Origin of the sequence: Halostagnicola larsenii XH-48 (genome assembly GCF_000517625.1) — an archaeon.
Taxonomy (GTDB): Archaea; Halobacteriota; Halobacteria; order Halobacteriales; family Natrialbaceae; genus Halostagnicola; species Halostagnicola larsenii.
Genome location: NZ_CP007055.1, coordinates 856,079 through 874,530, shown reverse-complemented (window position 1 = coordinate 874,530; position 18,452 = coordinate 856,079). Strand labels below are relative to the sequence as shown.

The following is an 18,452-nucleotide window of genomic DNA, read 5'->3' as shown; positions in this document are numbered from 1 at the left end:
AAGTCTTTTGAGGGACGACGAAGCGGTCGGAGGGCGATCCGTCCGATGCTCGCGTTCGTAAAATTACTCCTCGACCGATTCGACGTGCTTTCCGGTTTCTTGCGGGATAATGCGCCGGTCTGCGTTTTCCCACTCCCTGTCGAACTCGCGTCCTTCGAACAACCTGTCCAGAAAGACCGCCAGTCCGGCGACCTCCGAGTGGGGCTGGTTGGTGACGCCGACGTTCCAGTCGGCGGCTTCGTAGACGTCGAACGAAACCTTCTCGGAGCCGACGACGACCAACAGCGGAGTGCCATTCTCGAGGTGTGCGGCGCGGATTTCGTTCTCGACGGTTTCGACGCGCTCTCCGTACATCGTCAGGTGGACGACCTCGCCCTCCCAGTTTCGGATGATCGCGTTCGGCGAGTCCGTCAGTTCGGCGTCGAAGGGGCCGCCGAAGCGGTCGGTGATGTCCGCGACGGTCTCGAGCGACTGGCCGGCGTTGTCGGGAAAGAGAACGCGGTCGGCACCCAGCGCCCGCGCGGTCAGGCCGACGTGGGTCGTCATCCGGTCGTCACGCCCGGGCCGGTGGCCGAGTCGGAGGACGGCGACCTCGCTGTCGTCGTGCATGCGTGCATTTACTCTCGGATGCGGTTAGGGGGTTTCGTTTTCGACCGTTGGTCGCCCCACCGAGCGACCTCGCGGACGAACTCGAGTATTGGGGAGAGCGAGCGCCGCCGCGTCGATAACCTTTTTCCGTGACACTGCGAACGGGCCACACGATGTACGGATTCGATCGTCGGGTGAACGGCCGATGACAGGGGCCGGCGAGTGGCTGCGAACCGCGCGCGAGGAGCGGTGGGGAATCCTGACCGACCTCGCGTTCGCGGTCGTTTGGGTGACGCTGGTCGAGGTCGTCGCCTACTTCCTCGAGCCACCGACGTGGGTGTACTACATGCTCATGCTCGCGGGGATCGTCGCCTACTTCGGCTTCGTGTGGAACGTCGAACTGGCGATCCGCCAGCAGGATCGGTAGCCCTACGAGCAGTATCGGAGGCGGCCGTACGTCGGTGTCGTCGCCGTTCGTGTCGACGGTCGCCGCTATTGCCGTCGGTTCTTCGATGCCGGCGAAAAAAGTCCCGAGGCGCGTTACTCGTTGTCGCTGTCGATGACCAGTACCGGAGCGCGAGTCGACCGCAGGGTCCGCTCGGTCACGCTGCCAAGCAGCGCCCGGCGGACGCCGGTGCGTCCGTGCGATCCCATAACGATGAGGTCGATGTCGTTGTGCGCGACGTAGTTGGCGATCATGTCGTGGGGCCGCCCCGCCGAGACGTGCTCGACGGCGTCGATCCCCAGTTCGCCGGCGCGGTCGGCCACGTAGCCCGTGGCCTTTTCGGCGCGCTCACGTACTTCGTCCATCTCGCCGTAGTGGCCCTGCTCGATGCGGTCGAGCTGTTCGCCACCGAGGCTGAGACTCATTGCGTTGGTATCGACCACGTACAGAGCGTGAACCGTGGCTCCGTATCGTTCGGCGAGGTCGAGCGCGTGCTCGACCGCCTCTTCGGCCGTGTCGCTACCGTCGGTCGGAACGAGTATTTGGTCGTACATGGGTTCAGTCATCCGCGGGGGTCTCGCCCCCGTCGGTCACGACGTCTTCGGCGGTCTGTTGCTGACGCATCGGTTCGGGGCTGTGACACTGCCGGACGACCCGCTTGGTCTCCATGTCCGGCTCCTCGGTCATCAGCGAGACGACGATAGTGACGGCGAAGACTACCGGAAGGGTGATCAGTGCCGAGCCGATCGCGGGCATCCACTGTGCCAGGCCCGCCGACAGCGGGGCCTCGAGCGAGGAGACGTACGTCGGGACGATCTCGTTGATCATCGGAATCGACCACATGACGAGCCCGGTGGTCATACCGGCGAGTGCGCCCGGACGGTTGGCGTTCTCCCACCACATTCCGAGGAAGAACATCGGGAACAGCACGGAGCCGGCCAGCGCGAACGCGTAGCCGACGAGTGCGGCGATCGACGACGCAGGGTCAAGCGCGGCGAGCGTCGTTAGCACGCCGAGTGCGACGATCGAGAGGCGACCGACCAGAATCTGCTGGCGCTGGGTCGCGTCTTCGTTGATGATGTTCGTGTAGATGTCGTGGCTGATCGCCGAGGAGCCGGCGATGAACAGCCCAGCGACCGTCGCGATGGCCGCGGCGATACCGCCAGCGGCGACGATGCCGACGAACCACTGCGGCAGGTTCGACAGCTGGGCCGCCAGCACGACGATGACCTCGCTGGCCGCACTGGTCATGCCGGGGTCACCGTAGGTCGGATTGACGTTCTGGCTGTAGAGGTCGGTCCCGAATGCCGCGAACGCGGGAGCGCTCCAGTAGAGGATGCAGATGAAGAACAGTCCCCAGACGGTCGACCAGCGGGCCGTTCGCTCGCTCTCGACCGTGTAGAACCGCACCAGCACGTGGGGCAGTCCGCAAGTCCCGACGATCAGCGAGAACGTCGTCGCGATCCAGAGGTAGTAACTCGAGGTCGCGAACGGTTCGCTGAACTCGCTGCCGAGGTCGTTGATCAGCATCCCGTACTCGAGCTGAGGCAGCACCGTCGAGTAGCCGTTCGTGTAGCCGACGACGAACAGGCCGACGACGAACGCCAGAATGAGGATGACGTACTGGACGGCCTGGTTCTTCGTCGCACCCATCATGCCGGACAGCGTTAGATAGCCGACGGTAATGACCATCATGGCGACGACCATCACCTGATAGCCGTCGAGTCCAGGAATAAGGCCGCCGTAGTCGCCGAAGATGTACAGGCCGACGAGCGCCATCCCCTTCGCCTGCCCGATGGCGTAGACGAAGCCGATGAGGAACGTCGTCACCGCCGCGATGGCCCGCGCGCTGTCGGAGTTGAAGCGGTCGCCAACGAAGTCCGGCGCGGTGTATTTCCCGAACCGGCGCAGTTGCGCGGCCATGAAGATAAGTAGGATGAAGTAGCCCGTCGTCCAGCCGACGACGTACACGAGCCCATAAAAGCCGGCAAGTGCGATCGAAGCCGCCATCCCGAGATAGGACGCCGCCGACATCCAGTTCGCACCGATCGCCATCCCGTTCTCGAGGTTCCCGATAGAGCGACCGGCGACCCACATGTCTTCGGTGTCGGCCACGCGGAAGACGAAGCCGATAGCGAGGAACAGTCCGAGCATCCCGAGGACCAGCAGGGCCGGGAGGAGCTTGAACGAGATGTTGAGCGACTCCGGAAGGAGACTCCCCTGAAGCGGCACGACCGGTATCCCCGTCATTCGTTAATCCCCCCGTCTGTGGCCGCCGCATCGCCGCTCTCGCGGCCGGTTCCCCCAACGGTTCCGTGATCGATACCGTACTTTTCGTCGAGCGCGTCTCGCTTGCGCGAGTACCAGAACGAGAGGATCAACGCGCTCGTCGGCGCACCGAACGCGACGAGGAAGTAATGTAGCGGGAAGCCAAGCACCGGCATCTGGGTCGTCATCGCGTCGGTGGCGACGTACGTCGCCGTCACCGGGCCGAACACGGCAAGAACCCAGATGGCGAAGCCCGTCCAGACGATGCGAAGGTGATCTCGCATGAACGCCGTGCTCGGATTCAGGAGATTGACTTCGGCGTTCAGGTACTCTGTATCTCGGTGGGATTGGCCGGCCTGTCCGGCGACACCACCGTCCGTTGCAGTCGGTTCGTCGGTTGTATCGTGAGTGTTATTATCTGGCATATGTCTGTGAATTGTATTGCAGTGTCGATTGGTAATTTCGAAAATCGAATGCGTCGCTCAGTCGTTTTCGACCTGTGCAGCGATGTCGTCGACGATCTCTGGGTTGCGCAGCGTCGAGGTGTTCCCGAGTTCGTTGCCGCTCGCGATGTCTTCTAGCAGTCGTCGCATGATTTTGCCCGAGCGCGTTTTCGGTAATTCCGGCGTGAAGATGATCTCCTCCGGTTTCGCGATCGGACCGATCGACTCGAGCACTCCCTCGACGACGCGCTCCTCGAGTTCGTCGCCTTCGTCGTACCCGTCTTCGGTAATCGCGTAGACGTAGACGGCTTCGCCTTTGACCTCGTGGTCGCCGCCCACGACGGCCGCTTCGGCGACGCCTTCGACGCCGACGATGGCGCTTTCGATCTCCATCGTTCCGAGGCGATGACCCGAGACGTTGATGACGTCGTCGACGCGGCCCAGCACGGTGATGTAGCCGTCGTCGTCGATCTTTGCGCCGTCCTCCGGGAAGTAGACCCACTCGTCGGAATCGGGGTCGGAATACTCGGACCAGTACTCCTCGATGAAGCGGTCGTCGTTCTGATAGAGGGTGCGAAGCATTCCCGGCCACGGCCGGTTGACGGTGAGATAGCCCGCGTTACCGGACTCGACTTGGTTTCCATCGACGTCGACGATCCGGCCGTCGATCCCCGGCAACGGCGGACCGGCTGATCCCGGCTTCATCGTGCCGATACCCGGCAGGGTCGTGATCATCATGCCCCCGGTTTCGGTCTGCCACCAGGTGTCGACGATCGGACACTCCTCGTTGCCGATGTGTTTGTAGTACCATTTCCAGGCGCGAGGGTTGATCGGTTCGCCGACCGTTCCGAGCAGGCGAAGCGAGGAGAGGTCGTGTTGCTGTGGGTACTCGGTCCCCCACTTCATGAACGCCCGAATCGCCGTCGGGGCCGTGTAGAAGATATCGACGTCGTTCTTCTCGACGAGCTCCCACATGCGATCTTTCTCCGGGTAATCCGGCGTTCCCTCGTACATCACCGAGGTCGTTCCGAGCGCGAGCGGGCCGTAGACGATGTAGGAGTGGCCGGTAATCCAGCCGATGTCGGCCGAACACCAGTAGGTGTCCTCAGGTTCGATATCGAGGACGGCGTGGCTCGTCCAGGCGGCGTAGGACAGGTACCCCCCGGTCGTGTGTTTCACGCCCTTCGGTTTCCCGGTCGTTCCCGACGTGTACATCAGGAACAACATATCCTCGGCGTCTCTCGAGATCGGTTCGACGGACTCCCCCGCGTGGTCGGCGACGAGTTCGTCGTAATCGTGCTGGTTGTCGGCAAGCGAATGTGCGAGTTCGTCGCCGAGTCGGTCGACGACGACGACGTCGGAAACCTCGTGGTCGACGCCCTCGAGCCCTTCGTTTGCCTTCTCGATGTGGTCGAGCGCGTCGCCGCGGCGGTAGTACCCATCACAGGTGACGAGATACTCGCTGTCGGCCGAGTTCATCCGGGTGGCCAACGCGTCGGCCGAGAAGCCGGCGAAGACGACCGAATGGGGTGCGCCCAGTCGAGCACACGCCAACATCGCGATCGGTAGCTCGGGGATCATCGGCATGTACAGCGTGACGACGTCGTCTTCCTCGACGCCGAGCCCACGAAGCGTGGCGGCAAACTCATCTACTTCCTCGAGTAATTCTTCGTACGTGTACGTGCGCGTTTCACCGAGTTCCCCCTCCCACTCGATGGCGACGCTGTCGCCGCGACCGCCTTCGACGTGGCGATCCAGACAGTTCTCCGATGCGTTCAGTTGTCCGCCCGTGAACCACTCGTAGAAGGGGGCATCGTCGTCTACGAGTACGTTGTCGTACTCCTCGTCCCAATCGAGCATGTCGGCTGCTCGTTCCCAACACTCCGGCCAGTTCTCCTCGAACTCCTCGTATATCCCCTCGTCCGAGACGTTCGCCTGTTCGACGAACGATTCCGGTGGCTCGAAGGCCTCCTGTTCTTCGAGGCGCACCTCGAGATCGACGTTCTCGTCTGTCATGGTACACCCAATCAATGAGGTACCAGGGTACTAAACGGAGTATCTAGCTGTGTAAACTCACCAGCAAATAACATCATTATATTTCATTAATTTCCCGCCAACCGTGTGACAATTATTGTCTTCCGAGCTAACGCTTCCGGATACGGTCGAGATATATAACGATGAACAACCCGCAGTCGGCGGGTTACGAGGACCGGACACGGACGATCGGTCTCGGGTCTAGATACTTAGGACCCACTCGCCGGTATAGGTTGATCGCCTGTGAGGGGTGTTCCACAGCCTGTCATTTCCGATATGATTTCGGGAGCAAATCTGTTCGAGAGACGACTCTGTGGAGAATAGTTTCGAGCGATAGCCGGTAGCGACTCACTCCTGAGAAGCGTCGAAGAACGTTCTGAGTAGTTCGTGTTGACCCTTGCGCAAGTGGTTGTGCAGGGTGGGCGAGGAAACGCCCATGGCGTCTGCGACCTCCTCGGCCGTGCTCTCTCGAGGCCAGTCGTAATAGCCGCCGAAATACGCGGCTCTGAGCGCCGATTCCTGTCTATCCGTGAGCCGATCGGCGAGCCCTTCGCGAAACTCGTGGGCCGTCTGGACGGTCCGTTCGACCTCGCGTTTGCCGACGAGTTCGGAGTCGGGAAAGACAGATCGGAGTCCGTCGACGATCGTTCGCAGATCGGCCCCGCCAGCACACTCAGCGGCAATCGTCGCCGTCCCGCCTTCGACGACGGTCTCGAGTACGGTCACGCCGTACTCGGTGAGCGTTAGCGTGGGGGACGAGCCCTCGACGATGAACTCGACGCGCCAACCGTCCTCGTAGGTTTCGATCAGCCGGCAGTCGTCGATCCCCGGATCGGCCTCGGCCAGTTCGAAAACCGTCGCCGGGGAGCCGTCCTGCAACGTCACGTAGTAGAGCTGAGTCGATTCCGAAACCGGGACGAACGAGTCGATTTCGAACCGGCAACCGAGCTGGGCGGATGCATCGACGAAGAAAGACTGCTCGTCGCGACAGACGAACTCGAGTTCGACGACCGTATCCGACAGCAGGAGGTTGCGACGGCGAACGGCGGCGATCGCGTACCCGACCTGTCGACCGATCGTCTCGAGCCACGCCAGTTCGTCCCGGTCGAAGGCGCCCTCCCGATCCGTGACGACCGAGAGCGTCCCGTAGACGGTATCTCCGTATGACACGCAGACGCGCGCGAGAGTTCCCTCGACGTACTCGTTTTCGACCTGTCCGGCAACGCTCGTGACGACAGTCTCGCCGGCGGACGGCTCACCCGCCGCAGGTCCGGTCGACGGTCCGCCATCGGTACCAGTCACATCGTCGGTACCGACGCCGGAGCTCGTAGGTGGACTATCATCGAACTCTGGTGGGTTGTCGTCGAACTCACTTCCAGATGGGCGACGGGCGGCGTCTCCCCCCGCCGTCGCGCCGTCCCATGTATCGGGAAGCAACCGGTCAGCGGCCTCGGGATCGATACCGCTCGAGGTCCGCCAGTTTTGTCGTTCACCCGTTCGCGTCGTTCGATCGATCCAGGCGTACTGATAGGCCGGCCCGTCGACGAGTGCGCGACAGCAGTCGGTTTCGACCTCGTCGTGTGCCGAGGCCTCGAGCAGTTCCTGTGCCACGCTCCGGAACCGGCGGGTCACGGCGTTTGCCCCTTCGAGACGGTCGTTTCTCGAGCGTTCTGACTCGAGCTGTTCGTGGTGATTCGAGATGTCGTGGATGAACAGGGCGTACCCTCCTCGGACACCCGGTTCCTCGCGAAGCGGAACGATGAGTTCGGTCGCTCGGAATCGGCTTCCGTCCCGGTGGACGAACCAGCTATCGTCCTCGAGCGGTGACTCGGTCGTCGCCTCGGCGAGTTTTCCCTCGAGTTCGTCGCCGGTTAACTCGTCCTCGGCGTAAAAAACGGACGCGTGCGTGCCGACGATCTCGCCGGCGTGGTACCCCAGCGTCGACACCGCGCTTCGGTTCCAGCGTTCGACGTAGCCGTCGGAATCCAATCTGATGAGCGCACACCGATCGGTCGCAGCCAGTATCGATCCGACGAGGCTATCGTCGCGCATCTCCGCGGCATTGTCGGTCGAACGAGCCCCGTCTTCGACGACCTCGAACGCTTCCACGATCGCGTCGTCGGTTGGCTCGGAGAGATACGACTCGAGGGCTTCGAAGCTCTTCCAGCCGCCGGCGGTTTTGACCACCCGCGGGTTGATCTCGTGGGTGACCAGCGACGACCGCGCGAAGTATCGGCGCAGATCGCTCGAGGAGACCGACGACAGGGAATCGTCGTTCGCGCGCTCGCTCGCCCGGTCGGCGACGTCGGAGACGAGCATCTGGATTCGACGCGGTGTCACCGGAAAGATCCGCTCTGCAGCCGCGATATCGTTGCTTCGAACGTACCGCTCGAGATCGCGCTGGAGATCGGTCGGGAGATACGCGGTCCGGGTCCGGTCGGGAGGAGTATCACGGTCAGCGTGCTCCTCGAAGTCCCCGTTTGGAATCCGGAGCAGATATCGCGGTGGATCCGCAGTAACTCGATCGATATCGCCGCTCGAGAGCCGCGCGAGTTCGGCCGGCCGAACCCCGACCTCCCCGCAGAGCCTGACGACGAGCGCTTCTCGGTAGGTTTCTGCAGCCTCGAGAAGCCGGTCGTACCGGTCTCTCGTCAGCGTCGACGAATCAGGCTCCGCGATCGTCATGCTTCGCGCTTTCTACGAGGTCGAACATAGTAGTATCGGCTTTCTCCCGCGTTTCATTATCTTCCTGGAGCTCCTTTCAATTGTGGCTATTGTATTCGAAGCTTCCGTTTCGTAGATTCAAAGAGACCGAAACGCGCTCGTCGTCCGTTCTCGTGAGTGTCACTCGCGGGAGGCAGACTGGATTTCGCCGACGATTTCGGGGTTTCGAAGCGCACTGGTGTCTCCCAGCTCCTCGCCGTTTGCCACGTCCTCGAGGAGTCGGCGGAGGATCTTCCCCGAACGGGTCTTCGGTAGTTCGGGCGTAAAGACGACCTCTTCGGGCAGCGCGATCTGACCGATGGCGCTTTCGATGCTGGACTCGATTCGGGCCCGAACGGCCGCCTCGTCGTCGACGCGGCGTTCGGTGCTCACGTACGCGTAGATTTCGGTTCGGGTCGAGTCAGTGGTTCGGCCGACGACAGCCGCTTCGGCCACGCCTTCCGTGTCAGCGATGGCCCCCTCGATTTCCATGGTGCTCAGCCGATGCCCCGAGAGGTTGATCACGTCGTCGACGCGCCCGAGCACCGTGAGGTAGCCGTCCTCGTCGACTCGAGCCGCGTCGCCGCTAAAGTACACCCATTCGTCTGCCTCGGGATCGGAGAATCGTCGCCAGTATTCGTCGACGAACTGCTCGTGTCCCTCGTACAGCGTCTTGACCATCCCCGGCCACGGCTGGGCGAGCGTTAGGTAGCCCGCCTGTCCCGGTTCGACGGGGTCGCCGCCGGCGTCGACGACTCGAGCGTCGATTCCGGGAAGCGACGGGCCCGCCGCGCCGGGTTTCATCTCGTCGACGCCCGGCAGCGTCGAGACGGCGATCCCCCCGGTTTCGGTCTGCCACCAGGTGTCGACGATCGGGCACGATCCGCCGCCGACGTGTTCGTGGTACCACTCCCACGGTCGCGGGCTGATGGGCTCTCCAACGCTGCCGAGCAGGCGAAGCGAGGAGAGATCGTGGCGATTCGGATACTCCTCGCCCCACTTCATGAACGCGCGGATCGCCGTCGGCGCGGTGTAGAAAACGTCGACCGCGTTCCTGTCGACGATCTCCCAGAGTCGATCGCGGTCGGGGTAGTCGGGCGAGCCCTCGTAGAGGACGGTGGTCGTCCCGAGCGCGAGCGGGCCGTAGACGATGTAGGAGTGGCCGGTGATCCAGCCGATGTCCGCGGCACACCAGTAGGTGTCCTCCGGTTTGATGTCGAGGACGGCGTGGCTCGTCCAGGCGACGTTCGTCAGGTACCCCCCGGTCGCGTGGACGACGCCTTTCGGTTCGCCCGTCGTCCCCGAGGTGTACATCACGAACAGCATGTCATCGGCGTCGCGCGAAACCGGGTCGACCGTCTCGCCGTAGAACTCCTCGAGCAGGTCGTGATAGTCCCGTTCGTTCTCGCCGAGTACGTGGGGGAGGTCCTCGCCCAGCCGATCGACGACGACGGTCTCGACGTCCTGTGCGAGCCCGATGACAGCGTTGTCGGCCTTGCTCTTTTGATTGAAGGCGTCGCCGCGGCGGTAGTAGCCGTCGCAGGTGAGCAGGTACTCCGAACTCGCGGCGTCCATCCGCGTCGACAGCGCGTCCGCCGAGAGCCCCGCGAAGACGACAGAGTGGGGTGCGCCGATGCGAGCACACGCCAGCATCGCGATCGGTAGTTCCGGGATCATCGGGAGGTATATCGTCACGACGTCGTCTTCTTCGACGCCGAGCGACCGCAACGCCGCGGCACACTCGTTGACCTCGACGTACAGGTCCCGATAGGTGTAGGTTCGCGTCTCGCCGTGTTTTCCCTCCCAGCGGATCGCGGCGTGATTCTTCCGGCCCGACTCGACGTGGCGGTCGAGACAGTTGTACGACGCGTTGAGCCGACCGCCGGAAAACCACCGGTAAAACGGCGCGTCTTCGGTCTCGAGGACGTTGTCGTAGTGTTCGTCCCACTCGAGTAAGTCGGCTGCCCGTTCCCAACACTCCGGCCAGGTGTCTTCGAAGTCCGCATAGACATCGGCGTCGGAAACGTTCGCCTGCGACACGAACGCGTCCGGAGGGCTGTGAGGCGGTCCGGTGGGCGCGGCGACGTTCCGGTCCCACCCGTTCGGGTCGACCATTCTTATCTCAATCGACGGAAGAGAGACGAATAAACGTTCTGTCGAGGCGCCAACGTCTTACCGACGTGGTGTGGCGTCCATGGCGTCTTACCGACTTCGCGTGTCGCTCTCGAACGCTGTTCGCGGTCGCAAACCCCGACCAGACAACCGATCTCCGATTCAGTCCGTGTGCCGAACGACGTACACGTCGTAGCGCTGATCGTTCGCAACGGGGCTGCCGACGCTCGAGAGCGGTGCGATGACCGACCCGGCGTTCTCAGAGCCGATGAAGACGACGGAGGCCTCGAGTTCGCCGGCGACGAGTCGAATCGCGCGGACCACGTCCGTGGTCGCCGTGGCGGTCGGTTCGTTGGAGTCGACGCGTTCGGTTCGGAACGTCGCCGTCGGCGCGACCGACAGCGCGCGGTCGCGGATGCCCGCTGCGATCGCCTCGGCGTCGAACGGTTCGCCCCTGGTGATCCAGCCCCGTTCCTGGGCGTACTCCGCGTCGTCCGGAATCACCGTCAGGACGACCAGTTCCTCGTCTAACAGGTCGCTGAACTCCGTCGCTTTCTCGAGCGCGCTCGTCGCCAGATTCGACCCGTCGTAGGGAACGAGTAGTGTCATACAGCGGTAATTCACGACGACGACAGTAAACCTTCGCCCCAGCCGACAGACGGCTGTCGGAGGTCTCCCGAGCCGTGTCCGTTAGCTCGAGGTGCGTCCGGAGGCCCCCTCGTCGTCGACGACGAGCACGGGTCGCTCGGAAAGGCGGACGACCGCGTCCACCGTGCTCCCGAGCAGCGCTCGTCGAAACGACGACCGTCCGTGGGATCCGACGACCAGTAGCCCGATGTCGCGTTCGTCGGCGTACGCCAGGATCTCCTCGTGTGGCGGCCCGGTTCGCAACGCGGTGGTGACCGACACGCCGGCCTCCGACGCGGCCCGCTCGAGCGCTTCGAGCGAATCGCGGGCCTGGTCTCGCAACCGGTCTTCGGCCTCCTCCGGATCGACGATCCCGGTATCGTAGGCCGTCCGCGTTTCCACGACGGCGACACCGTAAAGCGGGATTTCGAGCGCTCGAGCGAGCGAAATCGCGTTCGTCACCGCGGCCGACGCGTCGTCGCTCCCGTCGGTCGCAACGAGGATCGAGTCGTACATACGCCCAGGGATGGGACGGACAGTGAAAGAACCAAGCCTCGATCCGCCGTCGCCGCGACCGCGCTCGAGAATCGAGCGGATCCCACGGCCGCTCTCAAAGGGCTATCGAGACCCCAGGACGGCGTCGATCGAACCGCTTTTGCAACGTCGGCGGGTAGTGAGTTTCGATGGACGTACTGATCGTCGGCGGCGGATCGATGGGGACTTGGTTCGGCAGCGCCGTCGACGCGACAGTCGCGTACACCGACATCGATCCCGATGCCGCGATCAGCGCAGCTGAGGCGACGAACGGCCAGGTCGCGAACCTCGAGAGCGAGGAGCGCTACGACGCCGTCTGTCTCGCAGTACCGATGGATCACGTCGCCGAAGCGATCGCCGAGTACGCACCGCTCGCGGAGCGGGCGATTCTCGACGTTTCGGGCGTGATGGCTGCCCCAATCGAGGCGATGGACGCCTACGCGACCGACCTCGAACGGGTCAGCCTCCACCCGCTTTTCGCGCCCGAGCGGGCACCGGGAACGGTCGCCGTCGTTCGCGAGGCGAGCGGCCCGGTCTCAGCGGCTCTTCTCGAGGACCTGGTCGACGCCGGAAACGAACTGCTCGAGACGACGGTCGATGAACACGACGAGGCGATGGAGACGATTCAGGCCCAGACCCACGCGGCGATCCTCTCGTTCGCGCTCGCCGCGCGACAGGTTCCCGACGGGTTCGAAACCCCCGTCTACGACGGACTCGAGGATCTCGCGAGGACGGTGACGGGGGGAACCCCGCACGTCTACGGGGAGATCCAGCAGACCTTCGACGGCGCGGACGCCGTGGCCGACGCCGCAGCGAGGATCGCCGACGCGGACGGCGAGGAGTTCGAAGGGCTATACGAATCGGCGGCCGAGCGGTGGCACGATGACACGAAACTGGAGCCGGTTGCAGGCGGGGACCGGACCGCTGATCCTGACGACGTGAGCCACGAGGGAGGCGATCCGGAATGAACGTAACCGATCGACGAGAGGCCGTCCGGTCGAACGCGAAGTACCTTCGCAACGTCAGGCCGATCGACCCGGAGGAGATCTGCGAGTACATCGAGGACACGCCACACCCCGCCGTCGTCCGCCAGGATCTCCGCGAACAGGCGGCGGATCTCGAGTTACTCGAGCGCGAGGACGGCACCTTCGTTCCCGCCGACGACGAACCGGTTCCGCCGCGTCGTGACACCGTCGACGGATTTCCGCCAGCGTACGAACAGCGCGTCGAATCCCTGCTGGCCGACCGGTACGGGCCGAACTGGGCCGACGGCGCGTCGGGCGACCTCCTCCGGTCGACGATCCGCCGATTCAAAGCGCAGTACCTCGAGGGCGCGCCCGTCGAGTACGACGAGGACGTCGCGGCTGGGTACGCGATCTACCACCTGCCGGGCTACTACGCCGCCACACAGTACACCCTCGACTCGTTAGCGACGCGTGGCTTACTCCAGCGAAACCTCCGCGTGCTCGACATCGGTGCCGGCGTCGGCGGCCCCGCGCTCGGACTGGTGGACTACCTGCCCGACGATTCGCTTCTCGAGTATCACGCGGTCGAACCGAGCGCGGCGGCCGACGTTCTCGAGGAACTGCTCGAAGAAACCGGGCGAAACGTTCACCCGACTATTCACCGGACGACGATCGAAGCCTTCGACCCGGCGGCCGCGAGCAGCGAGGCGTTCGACCCGACGCGAGCCGAGGAGGGCTTCGACCTCGTCCTGATCGCGAACGTCCTGAGCGAACTCGAGGACCCGGAAGCAGTCCTCAGGTCCGCACTGGACGTGCTCGCGCCCGACGGGGCGGTGGTCGCGATCGCACCGGCGGACAAACAGACGAGCATCCAGCTTCGTCGACTCGAGCGAGCGGTCGAAGACGACGCGATCGGTGCCGAAGACGCGCTCGAGTGGTCCACGGACGCACCCGCGGGCGACGACCGGGACTCGATCAGCGTCTACGGCCCCGCCGTTCGACTCTGGCCGGGCGAACGCCCGTCCGATCGCGGCTGGTCGTTCGACGTCCGACCCGACCTCGCCGTTCCGTCGTTCCAGCAGCGGCTCGAGGACGCCGCAGACGAAACCGACGAGGCGTACACTCAGGGCGAGTTCGTCAACGCCGACGTCCAGTTTTCCTATTCGATCCTGCGACGCGACGGACAGCGCCGGATCGATCTGGCGCTCGAGCCGGGTTCGTGGGCGAAGATGGCCGAAATGGATCGACACGTACCGAACCGGATCGATCTCGTTGCCGCAAAACTGAGTCACTCGCTGAGCGACGACGACGGTCAGGGGTCGACCAACCCCGTGTTCAAGATCAGCGATGGAAGCGAACGCGTCGAGCACTACGCCGTTCTCACGAACGAGACGTCGATGAATCGCGCATTGTGCGAGGCCGAGTACGGCGAGGTCTGTTCGTTCGACGGCGCGCTCGCGCTCTGGAACGACGACGAAGGCGCGTACAACCTGGTCGTGGACGAAGAGACCGTCGTCGACCGCCTCGTCTGAGGCGGGTCCCCGAACGGTGGGCTTTTCCTGATTCCCTTCGAGCGACCCACTATGACCGACTCCCTCGAGATCCTGCTGACGAACGACGACGGGATCGACAGCCCCGGCATTCGCGCGCTGTACGACGCGCTATCGGAGGTTGCAAACGTCACCGTCGTTGCGCCCGCATCCGACCAGAGCGCGGTTGGCCGGTCGATCTCTCACGAAGCGAACGTGATCGACCACGAACTCGGCTACGCGCTCGAGGGAACCCCCTCTGACTGCGTGGTCGCCGGCCTCGCGGAACTCGGTCCCGAACCGGATCTCGTCGTCTCGGGCTGTAACGGCGGTGCGAACCTCGGCGAGTACGTACTCGGTCGGTCCGGCACCATCAGCGCCGCCGTCGAAGCCGCGTTTTTCGACGTTCCCGCGATCGCGACCTCGCTGTACGTGCCGGCGACCGGAGATCGATCGTTCGACGAGATCGAACTCGGGATGGAATCGTTCGGGGAGGCGACGCGAATCACCTCCTACCTCGCCGAGCACGCCCTCGAGAGCGGGATCTTCGAGCACGCCGCGTATCTCAACGTGAACGTCCCGATGCCGAACGGCACGCCCGCGGACATCGAGATTACGCGCCCATCGAAGCGCTACGACATGGACGCCACCCTGAACGGTAACTCGATCCGACTCAGAGATTGCGTCTGGGAGGAGATGAATCCCGAGTCGATCTCCGACCCGCCGGGAACCGATCGCCACGCCGTCGTCAACGGCCGTATCAGTATCTCTCCGTTGACTGCACCGCACACGACGAATCATCACGAAACGCTCGAGCGACTCGTCGAGCGCTACCGGAGTCACCTTCGATGACTGCTGCTATCGTTCCCGGTCGCTGTCAGTGGAGCAGGACCCAGCATGATTTGTAGCAGGATAGCGAACGGGCACCTATGGCAACGGTCGAGATCGAATACTGCGTCCCGTGTGGGTTCCTCTCCCGCGCGATCGATATCCAGCGCGCGCTCCTGACGACGTTCGGCGAGCAACTCGAGGCAGTTACGCTTCGGACGGGATCCGACGGCGTGTTCGTCGTTCGGTGTGACGGCGACGTCGTATTCGATAAATCGGCAGACGGCTACGATGTCGACGACATTGTGCGAAAGGTTCGCACACAGTTGTGACGGCTGACCTGTCGGTATGGACGACCACGTAGTCACCTTGCACGTCGCAAGGCCGGCGGCTTTCGCCGTCCTACGCGTCACCGTAGATGAGACCGTTCGCAGGTACGAGGACCTACATATGAAACGCACAAACCACAAAACCAAGGTAGAAGTACGTTCAACGACCGACTATCTCTGTGGAGGGTAATACGTATGGTATTTAACGCGCTCTGGACACGACTGTCGTCCCTCTGGGAAACCGACGACTCCGAGACGGGGACGACTGATGGTTCGTCCTCGGGGGGAACGGACCGGTCGTCCAGCAACGCTGAGGAAACGTTAAGCTACGCCGAACAGGTGGAGTACGGCGTCGACGAGCGGGATCTTCCCGACGAAGACAAGGTCCTCAGGATGCTCGTCAAGCGCGGCGGGCGCGTCGACGAGAACACCGTTCTCGAGGAAACCGGGTGGACCCAGGAACATCTGATGGACGTCATCGATGGGATGGAAAACGACAACGAAGTCAGCGCGTTGAGCGTCGGCCGCAAACGCGTCATCTGCCGTCGCGGGTTCGAGCCGAAGGGGTATCGATCACACCTGAACGAATAGGGACATACCACACTGGCACACTGGCACACTGGACGCGACGACTATCGTCCGACAGAGTCACGCCGATCGGCTGTCTCACGCGATTGTTTTGCGTACTCGTCGAAATCGAAGGCAAAGCTGCAAGCGTCTGCTGGCCAAATAGTATCGAGGAGCGTGATCATGGGCTGTGTCACCCCGAATAGACGGCGACTCGAACACTTGCAACTCGCGCAATCACACTGATTGTTCGATTAAAATGATTTTCGCTCGAATAATATAGTCGAATGATTTGAACGGTACGCCCATTACATTTAACCGCGCTCGAATCAGTCCAATATGGCACACCAATCAGCGGGAACGAAAACCGTCGGCGTCTGTACCCACTGCGGCGCGTTTCACGCCGTGCGCGAACGGCAGGATGGGTCCGTGTACGCGATTGGCTCTCCCCAGGGCTGTGACTGCGGCGGAACTGAGTTTACGATCCTCGAGGAGTAACCGAACTCATTCGCCCGTTTTTGCGGGGGTGGGAGCGTAACTAAACACGCTTATACAGCAGAGTTCTCTCGATACACCTATGGACGAGCGACCGGCGCGGCTCGAATACACCCGGACGACGCTCGAGGAGGCACCAACGACCAGAACGCTCGAGTACGACGCCGACCTGACGTCCGCCCAGCAGATGATCGAGGATCGGTTAGCGGCTCACAGCGGGACGGACCGACTCGCGCTGGAGGCAACGAGCGATCCATCCGCCGCGGACGGACTCTGGTCCGAACGCTCGAGTTCCGTCGACGAGGAACGCGAAAGCGAGGCGACGAACGGACGGATTTCCGCGATAGTCGACACTGATTCACTGTCCTCCCGTTCGTTCGTTTACAAACCGCGCGGCCCGCACGGTGCGATGACGATCATCATCGGCTTGCTCGCCGCATTTCCAACGATTTTTATCTCGTTGTTGCTCTCGGGGTTCGGATACTTCGTGTACCGAGCGGAAGAAGAGGGCGAGATTCCGCTCCGGTGCTGGGAGATGGTCGACGTCCTCGTAACCGACGGCGAGAGTAATCCAGCAGAACCGGCTACCGACGCAGTTCCGTCGTCGAACGTACAGGCGACTGCGGCCGCGGAACCGTTCGTCGGCGTCGATACGGATCGTCTCATCGACTTGCCGTGGGCGCATCGGAAGGCAATCGTCATGCGGGTCGAGCAGTGGGCGAAGCAGGCGACCCAGGACGTTTCAGCACCCAGACACGACGAAGACGTCTTCTTCGATTACCTGAAAATGTGGACCAACCGGAGCGCAGAATCTGATCGCGAGACCGTCGACTCTCTTCAGGCAGAAGTCGCTCGCGATCCGGCGGCCCGACGCATCTATACCGAACGTGTCCTCGATGGACCGGTCGACGGATCCACCGAGGTCGACCGAGCGGAGCTGCTGGCATCGCTCGAGGACGAGTGAGCCGTCATGCGAGTCCGCTTCGAGTTGTCGGGTAACTCGAGGGCCTGAACAGTCTTGTCGGTCTGAGGAGTGTCGTCGGCTCGCGCGTGACCGGTGAGGATTTTGCATCACCGTGGTACGTCATCCAGTGACGGCTTCACCCCCTGATCAAGCCTGAGGATCTCTCTGCTCCGTCCATGGAACGCAGGGAAAAGACAAATGGGCGAGATTTGAACCGCGCAAACGGGTCGCCTTGCTCGCTGGGCTCTTATTCGACTCCCATACGGCCCGTCATCGTGCCGAACGATAGTGAAGCCGATAACGGGCGTGGCGGGGTTCGAACCACGATCGTTCCGCTTCGCTTCACTCCCTGATTCGATCCCGTGCTCGTTTTTCTGTGAGCGACAGCGAGCAGTGAAAACGAGCGTGGCGGGATTCGAACCGAAACCAGACGTGCTCGCTTCGCTGCGCGCGACTGGTAGGGTTCAAGAATCCCGCCATGCCGGTTCGCTCGCCACTCCGTGGCTCGCTGCACGGGCGTGGCGGGATTCGAACCCACGATCAGAAGGTTAGGAACCTCCTGCCCTCTCCGCTAGGCCACACGCCCTACCCGGAAAAAGCGTTAGTTCGATTCGGTTTCCGTCTCCGTCTTGGCGTCTGTGGCCGTGTCGTTCTCGGATGTCACAGGCTCCGTGTCGACGAAGTCGGACTCTTCCTCCTCGTCATCGACATCGTCGTAGGTGCCGGTTTCGCGCATTTCCTCGAGTTCAGTTTCGACCTTTTCACGCCCTTTCTGGAATTCGCCCATCGCCTCTCCCGTCGACCGAGCGAGTTTGGGAATCTTGTTTGCTCCGAAGAGCAAAATCGCGATGAAAAGGATGACTAATAGTTCCGTCCCCCCTGGAATGGGAGCAAACAGCGGTGCAGTTTCGAATGCCATCTCTATGCGTGGCTTATCCGCTGGCAATTATAACCTTTTTGGACCGCACAGTCGATTCGAATCGCAAACACTCTGATAGAGTCTCCGTCAGTACAGTCTCGC

18 protein-coding genes and 1 tRNA gene are annotated in these 18,452 nt (G+C 62.8%); 8 read left to right on the top strand and 11 right to left on the bottom strand.

The window, feature by feature from the left end:
* Nucleotides 1-63: 63 nt before the first annotated feature.
* Nucleotides 64-609, bottom strand: coding sequence for a tRNA (cytidine(56)-2'-O)-methyltransferase (locus HALLA_RS04295; protein WP_049952237.1), 546 nt, complete (start codon nt 607-609; stop codon nt 64-66).
* 184 nt (nt 610-793) lie between these two features.
* Between HALLA_RS04295 and HALLA_RS04290 the strand changes: the two genes are divergently transcribed.
* Nucleotides 794-1,015, top strand: coding sequence for a hypothetical protein (locus HALLA_RS04290; protein ID WP_049952236.1), 222 nt, complete (start codon nt 794-796; stop codon nt 1,013-1,015).
* Nucleotides 1,016-1,128: 113 nt separating this feature from the next.
* Here HALLA_RS04290 and HALLA_RS04285 read toward each other — a convergent pair whose 3' ends face one another.
* From HALLA_RS04285 to HALLA_RS04250, 8 genes are all read right to left on the bottom strand, one after another.
* Nucleotides 1,129-1,599, bottom strand: a complete 471-nt coding sequence (locus tag HALLA_RS04285; RefSeq protein WP_049952235.1) for a universal stress protein — start codon at nt 1,597-1,599, stop codon at nt 1,129-1,131.
* Complete coding sequence (locus HALLA_RS04280) at nt 1,592-3,283, bottom strand: VC_2705 family sodium/solute symporter (protein WP_049952234.1); 1,692 nt, start codon at nt 3,281-3,283, stop codon at nt 1,592-1,594. The genes HALLA_RS04285 and HALLA_RS04280 overlap by 8 nt, the downstream gene beginning before the upstream one ends.
* Entirely contained in the window at nt 3,280-3,726 is a 447-nt protein-coding gene (locus HALLA_RS04275; RefSeq protein ID WP_049952233.1) for a DUF4212 domain-containing protein, read from the bottom strand. Before HALLA_RS04275 ends, HALLA_RS04280 begins: the two co-directional genes overlap by 4 nt.
* 57 nt (nt 3,727-3,783) lie before the next feature.
* The gene (gene acs, locus HALLA_RS04270; RefSeq protein ID WP_049952232.1) at nt 3,784-5,760 is read right to left on the bottom strand and encodes an acetate--CoA ligase; all 1,977 of its coding nucleotides are present in this window, start codon (nt 5,758-5,760) and stop codon (nt 3,784-3,786) included.
* A gap of 366 nt (nt 5,761-6,126) precedes the next feature.
* Nucleotides 6,127-8,463: a bacterio-opsin activator domain-containing protein gene (locus HALLA_RS04265; RefSeq protein ID WP_049952231.1), complete on the bottom strand. Its 2,337-nt coding sequence runs from the start codon at nt 8,461-8,463 to the stop codon at nt 6,127-6,129.
* Between the two features lie 159 nt (nt 8,464-8,622).
* Entirely contained in the window at nt 8,623-10,596 is a 1,974-nt protein-coding gene (gene acs, locus HALLA_RS04260) for an acetate--CoA ligase (RefSeq protein ID WP_049952230.1), read from the bottom strand.
* Nucleotides 10,597-10,755: 159 nt separating this feature from the next.
* Complete coding sequence (locus HALLA_RS04255) at nt 10,756-11,202, bottom strand: universal stress protein (RefSeq protein WP_049952229.1); 447 nt, start codon at nt 11,200-11,202, stop codon at nt 10,756-10,758.
* Between the two features lie 81 nt (nt 11,203-11,283).
* Entirely contained in the window at nt 11,284-11,736 is a 453-nt protein-coding gene (locus HALLA_RS04250) for a universal stress protein (protein ID WP_049952228.1), read from the bottom strand.
* Nucleotides 11,737-11,903: 167 nt separating this feature from the next.
* Here HALLA_RS04250 and HALLA_RS04245 point away from each other — a divergent pair, with 167 nt between their 5' ends.
* From HALLA_RS04245 to HALLA_RS04220, 7 genes are all read left to right on the top strand, one after another.
* Complete coding sequence (locus HALLA_RS04245; RefSeq protein ID WP_049952227.1) at nt 11,904-12,722, top strand: prephenate dehydrogenase/arogenate dehydrogenase family protein; 819 nt, start codon at nt 11,904-11,906, stop codon at nt 12,720-12,722.
* Nucleotides 12,719-14,251, top strand: coding sequence for a small ribosomal subunit Rsm22 family protein (locus HALLA_RS04240; protein WP_049952226.1), 1,533 nt, complete (start codon nt 12,719-12,721; stop codon nt 14,249-14,251). Before HALLA_RS04245 ends, HALLA_RS04240 begins: the two co-directional genes overlap by 4 nt.
* A gap of 51 nt (nt 14,252-14,302) precedes the next feature.
* Nucleotides 14,303-15,100, top strand: a complete 798-nt coding sequence (gene surE, locus HALLA_RS04235) for a 5'/3'-nucleotidase SurE (protein WP_049952225.1) — start codon at nt 14,303-14,305, stop codon at nt 15,098-15,100.
* A gap of 77 nt (nt 15,101-15,177) precedes the next feature.
* Nucleotides 15,178-15,408: a SelT/SelW/SelH family protein gene (locus HALLA_RS04230; RefSeq protein WP_049952224.1), complete on the top strand. Its 231-nt coding sequence runs from the start codon at nt 15,178-15,180 to the stop codon at nt 15,406-15,408.
* 192 nt (nt 15,409-15,600) lie between these two features.
* Nucleotides 15,601-15,996, top strand: coding sequence for a helix-turn-helix transcriptional regulator (locus tag HALLA_RS04225; RefSeq protein ID WP_049952223.1), 396 nt, complete (start codon nt 15,601-15,603; stop codon nt 15,994-15,996).
* Nucleotides 15,997-16,311: 315 nt separating this feature from the next.
* Nucleotides 16,312-16,470: a hypothetical protein gene (locus HALLA_RS20425; protein WP_157231320.1), complete on the top strand. Its 159-nt coding sequence runs from the start codon at nt 16,312-16,314 to the stop codon at nt 16,468-16,470.
* Between the two features lie 79 nt (nt 16,471-16,549).
* Complete coding sequence (locus HALLA_RS04220) at nt 16,550-17,431, top strand: hypothetical protein (protein WP_049952222.1); 882 nt, start codon at nt 16,550-16,552, stop codon at nt 17,429-17,431.
* 513 nt (nt 17,432-17,944) lie between these two features.
* On the opposite strand, the gene HALLA_RS04215 is transcribed toward HALLA_RS04220, so the two are convergent.
* Nucleotides 17,945-18,017, bottom strand: a tRNA-Arg gene (locus HALLA_RS04215).
* 15 nt (nt 18,018-18,032) lie between these two features.
* Nucleotides 18,033-18,350, bottom strand: coding sequence for a twin-arginine translocase TatA/TatE family subunit (locus HALLA_RS04210; RefSeq protein WP_049952221.1), 318 nt, complete (start codon nt 18,348-18,350; stop codon nt 18,033-18,035).
* Nucleotides 18,351-18,452 lie beyond the last annotated feature (102 nt).

Coding starts and splice junctions, on each gene's coding strand:
- HALLA_RS04295 (WP_049952237.1), bottom strand. CDS start 609: ATGCACGACGACAGCGAGGTCGCCGTCCTCCGACTCGGCCACCGGCCC.
- surE (WP_049952225.1), top strand. CDS start 14,303: ATGACCGACTCCCTCGAGATCCTGCTGACGAACGACGACGGGATCGAC.
- HALLA_RS04225 (WP_049952223.1), top strand. CDS start 15,601: ATGGTATTTAACGCGCTCTGGACACGACTGTCGTCCCTCTGGGAAACC.
- HALLA_RS04265 (WP_049952231.1), bottom strand. CDS start 8,463: ATGACGATCGCGGAGCCTGATTCGTCGACGCTGACGAGAGACCGGTAC.
- acs (WP_049952232.1), bottom strand. CDS start 5,760: ATGACAGACGAGAACGTCGATCTCGAGGTGCGCCTCGAAGAACAGGAG.
- HALLA_RS04280 (WP_049952234.1), bottom strand. CDS start 3,283: ATGACGGGGATACCGGTCGTGCCGCTTCAGGGGAGTCTCCTTCCGGAG.
- HALLA_RS04255 (WP_049952229.1), bottom strand. CDS start 11,202: ATGACACTACTCGTTCCCTACGACGGGTCGAATCTGGCGACGAGCGCG.
- HALLA_RS04220 (WP_049952222.1), top strand. CDS start 16,550: ATGGACGAGCGACCGGCGCGGCTCGAATACACCCGGACGACGCTCGAG.
- HALLA_RS04240 (WP_049952226.1), top strand. CDS start 12,719: ATGAACGTAACCGATCGACGAGAGGCCGTCCGGTCGAACGCGAAGTAC.
- HALLA_RS20425 (WP_157231320.1), top strand. CDS start 16,312: ATGGCACACCAATCAGCGGGAACGAAAACCGTCGGCGTCTGTACCCAC.
- HALLA_RS04285 (WP_049952235.1), bottom strand. CDS start 1,599: ATGACTGAACCCATGTACGACCAAATACTCGTTCCGACCGACGGTAGC.
- HALLA_RS04290 (WP_049952236.1), top strand. CDS start 794: ATGACAGGGGCCGGCGAGTGGCTGCGAACCGCGCGCGAGGAGCGGTGG.
- HALLA_RS04230 (WP_049952224.1), top strand. CDS start 15,178: ATGGCAACGGTCGAGATCGAATACTGCGTCCCGTGTGGGTTCCTCTCC.
- HALLA_RS04245 (WP_049952227.1), top strand. CDS start 11,904: ATGGACGTACTGATCGTCGGCGGCGGATCGATGGGGACTTGGTTCGGC.
- HALLA_RS04210 (WP_049952221.1), bottom strand. CDS start 18,350: ATGGCATTCGAAACTGCACCGCTGTTTGCTCCCATTCCAGGGGGGACG.
- HALLA_RS04250 (WP_049952228.1), bottom strand. CDS start 11,736: ATGTACGACTCGATCCTCGTTGCGACCGACGGGAGCGACGACGCGTCG.
- acs (WP_049952230.1), bottom strand. CDS start 10,596: ATGGTCGACCCGAACGGGTGGGACCGGAACGTCGCCGCGCCCACCGGA.
- HALLA_RS04275 (WP_049952233.1), bottom strand. CDS start 3,726: ATGCCAGATAATAACACTCACGATACAACCGACGAACCGACTGCAACG.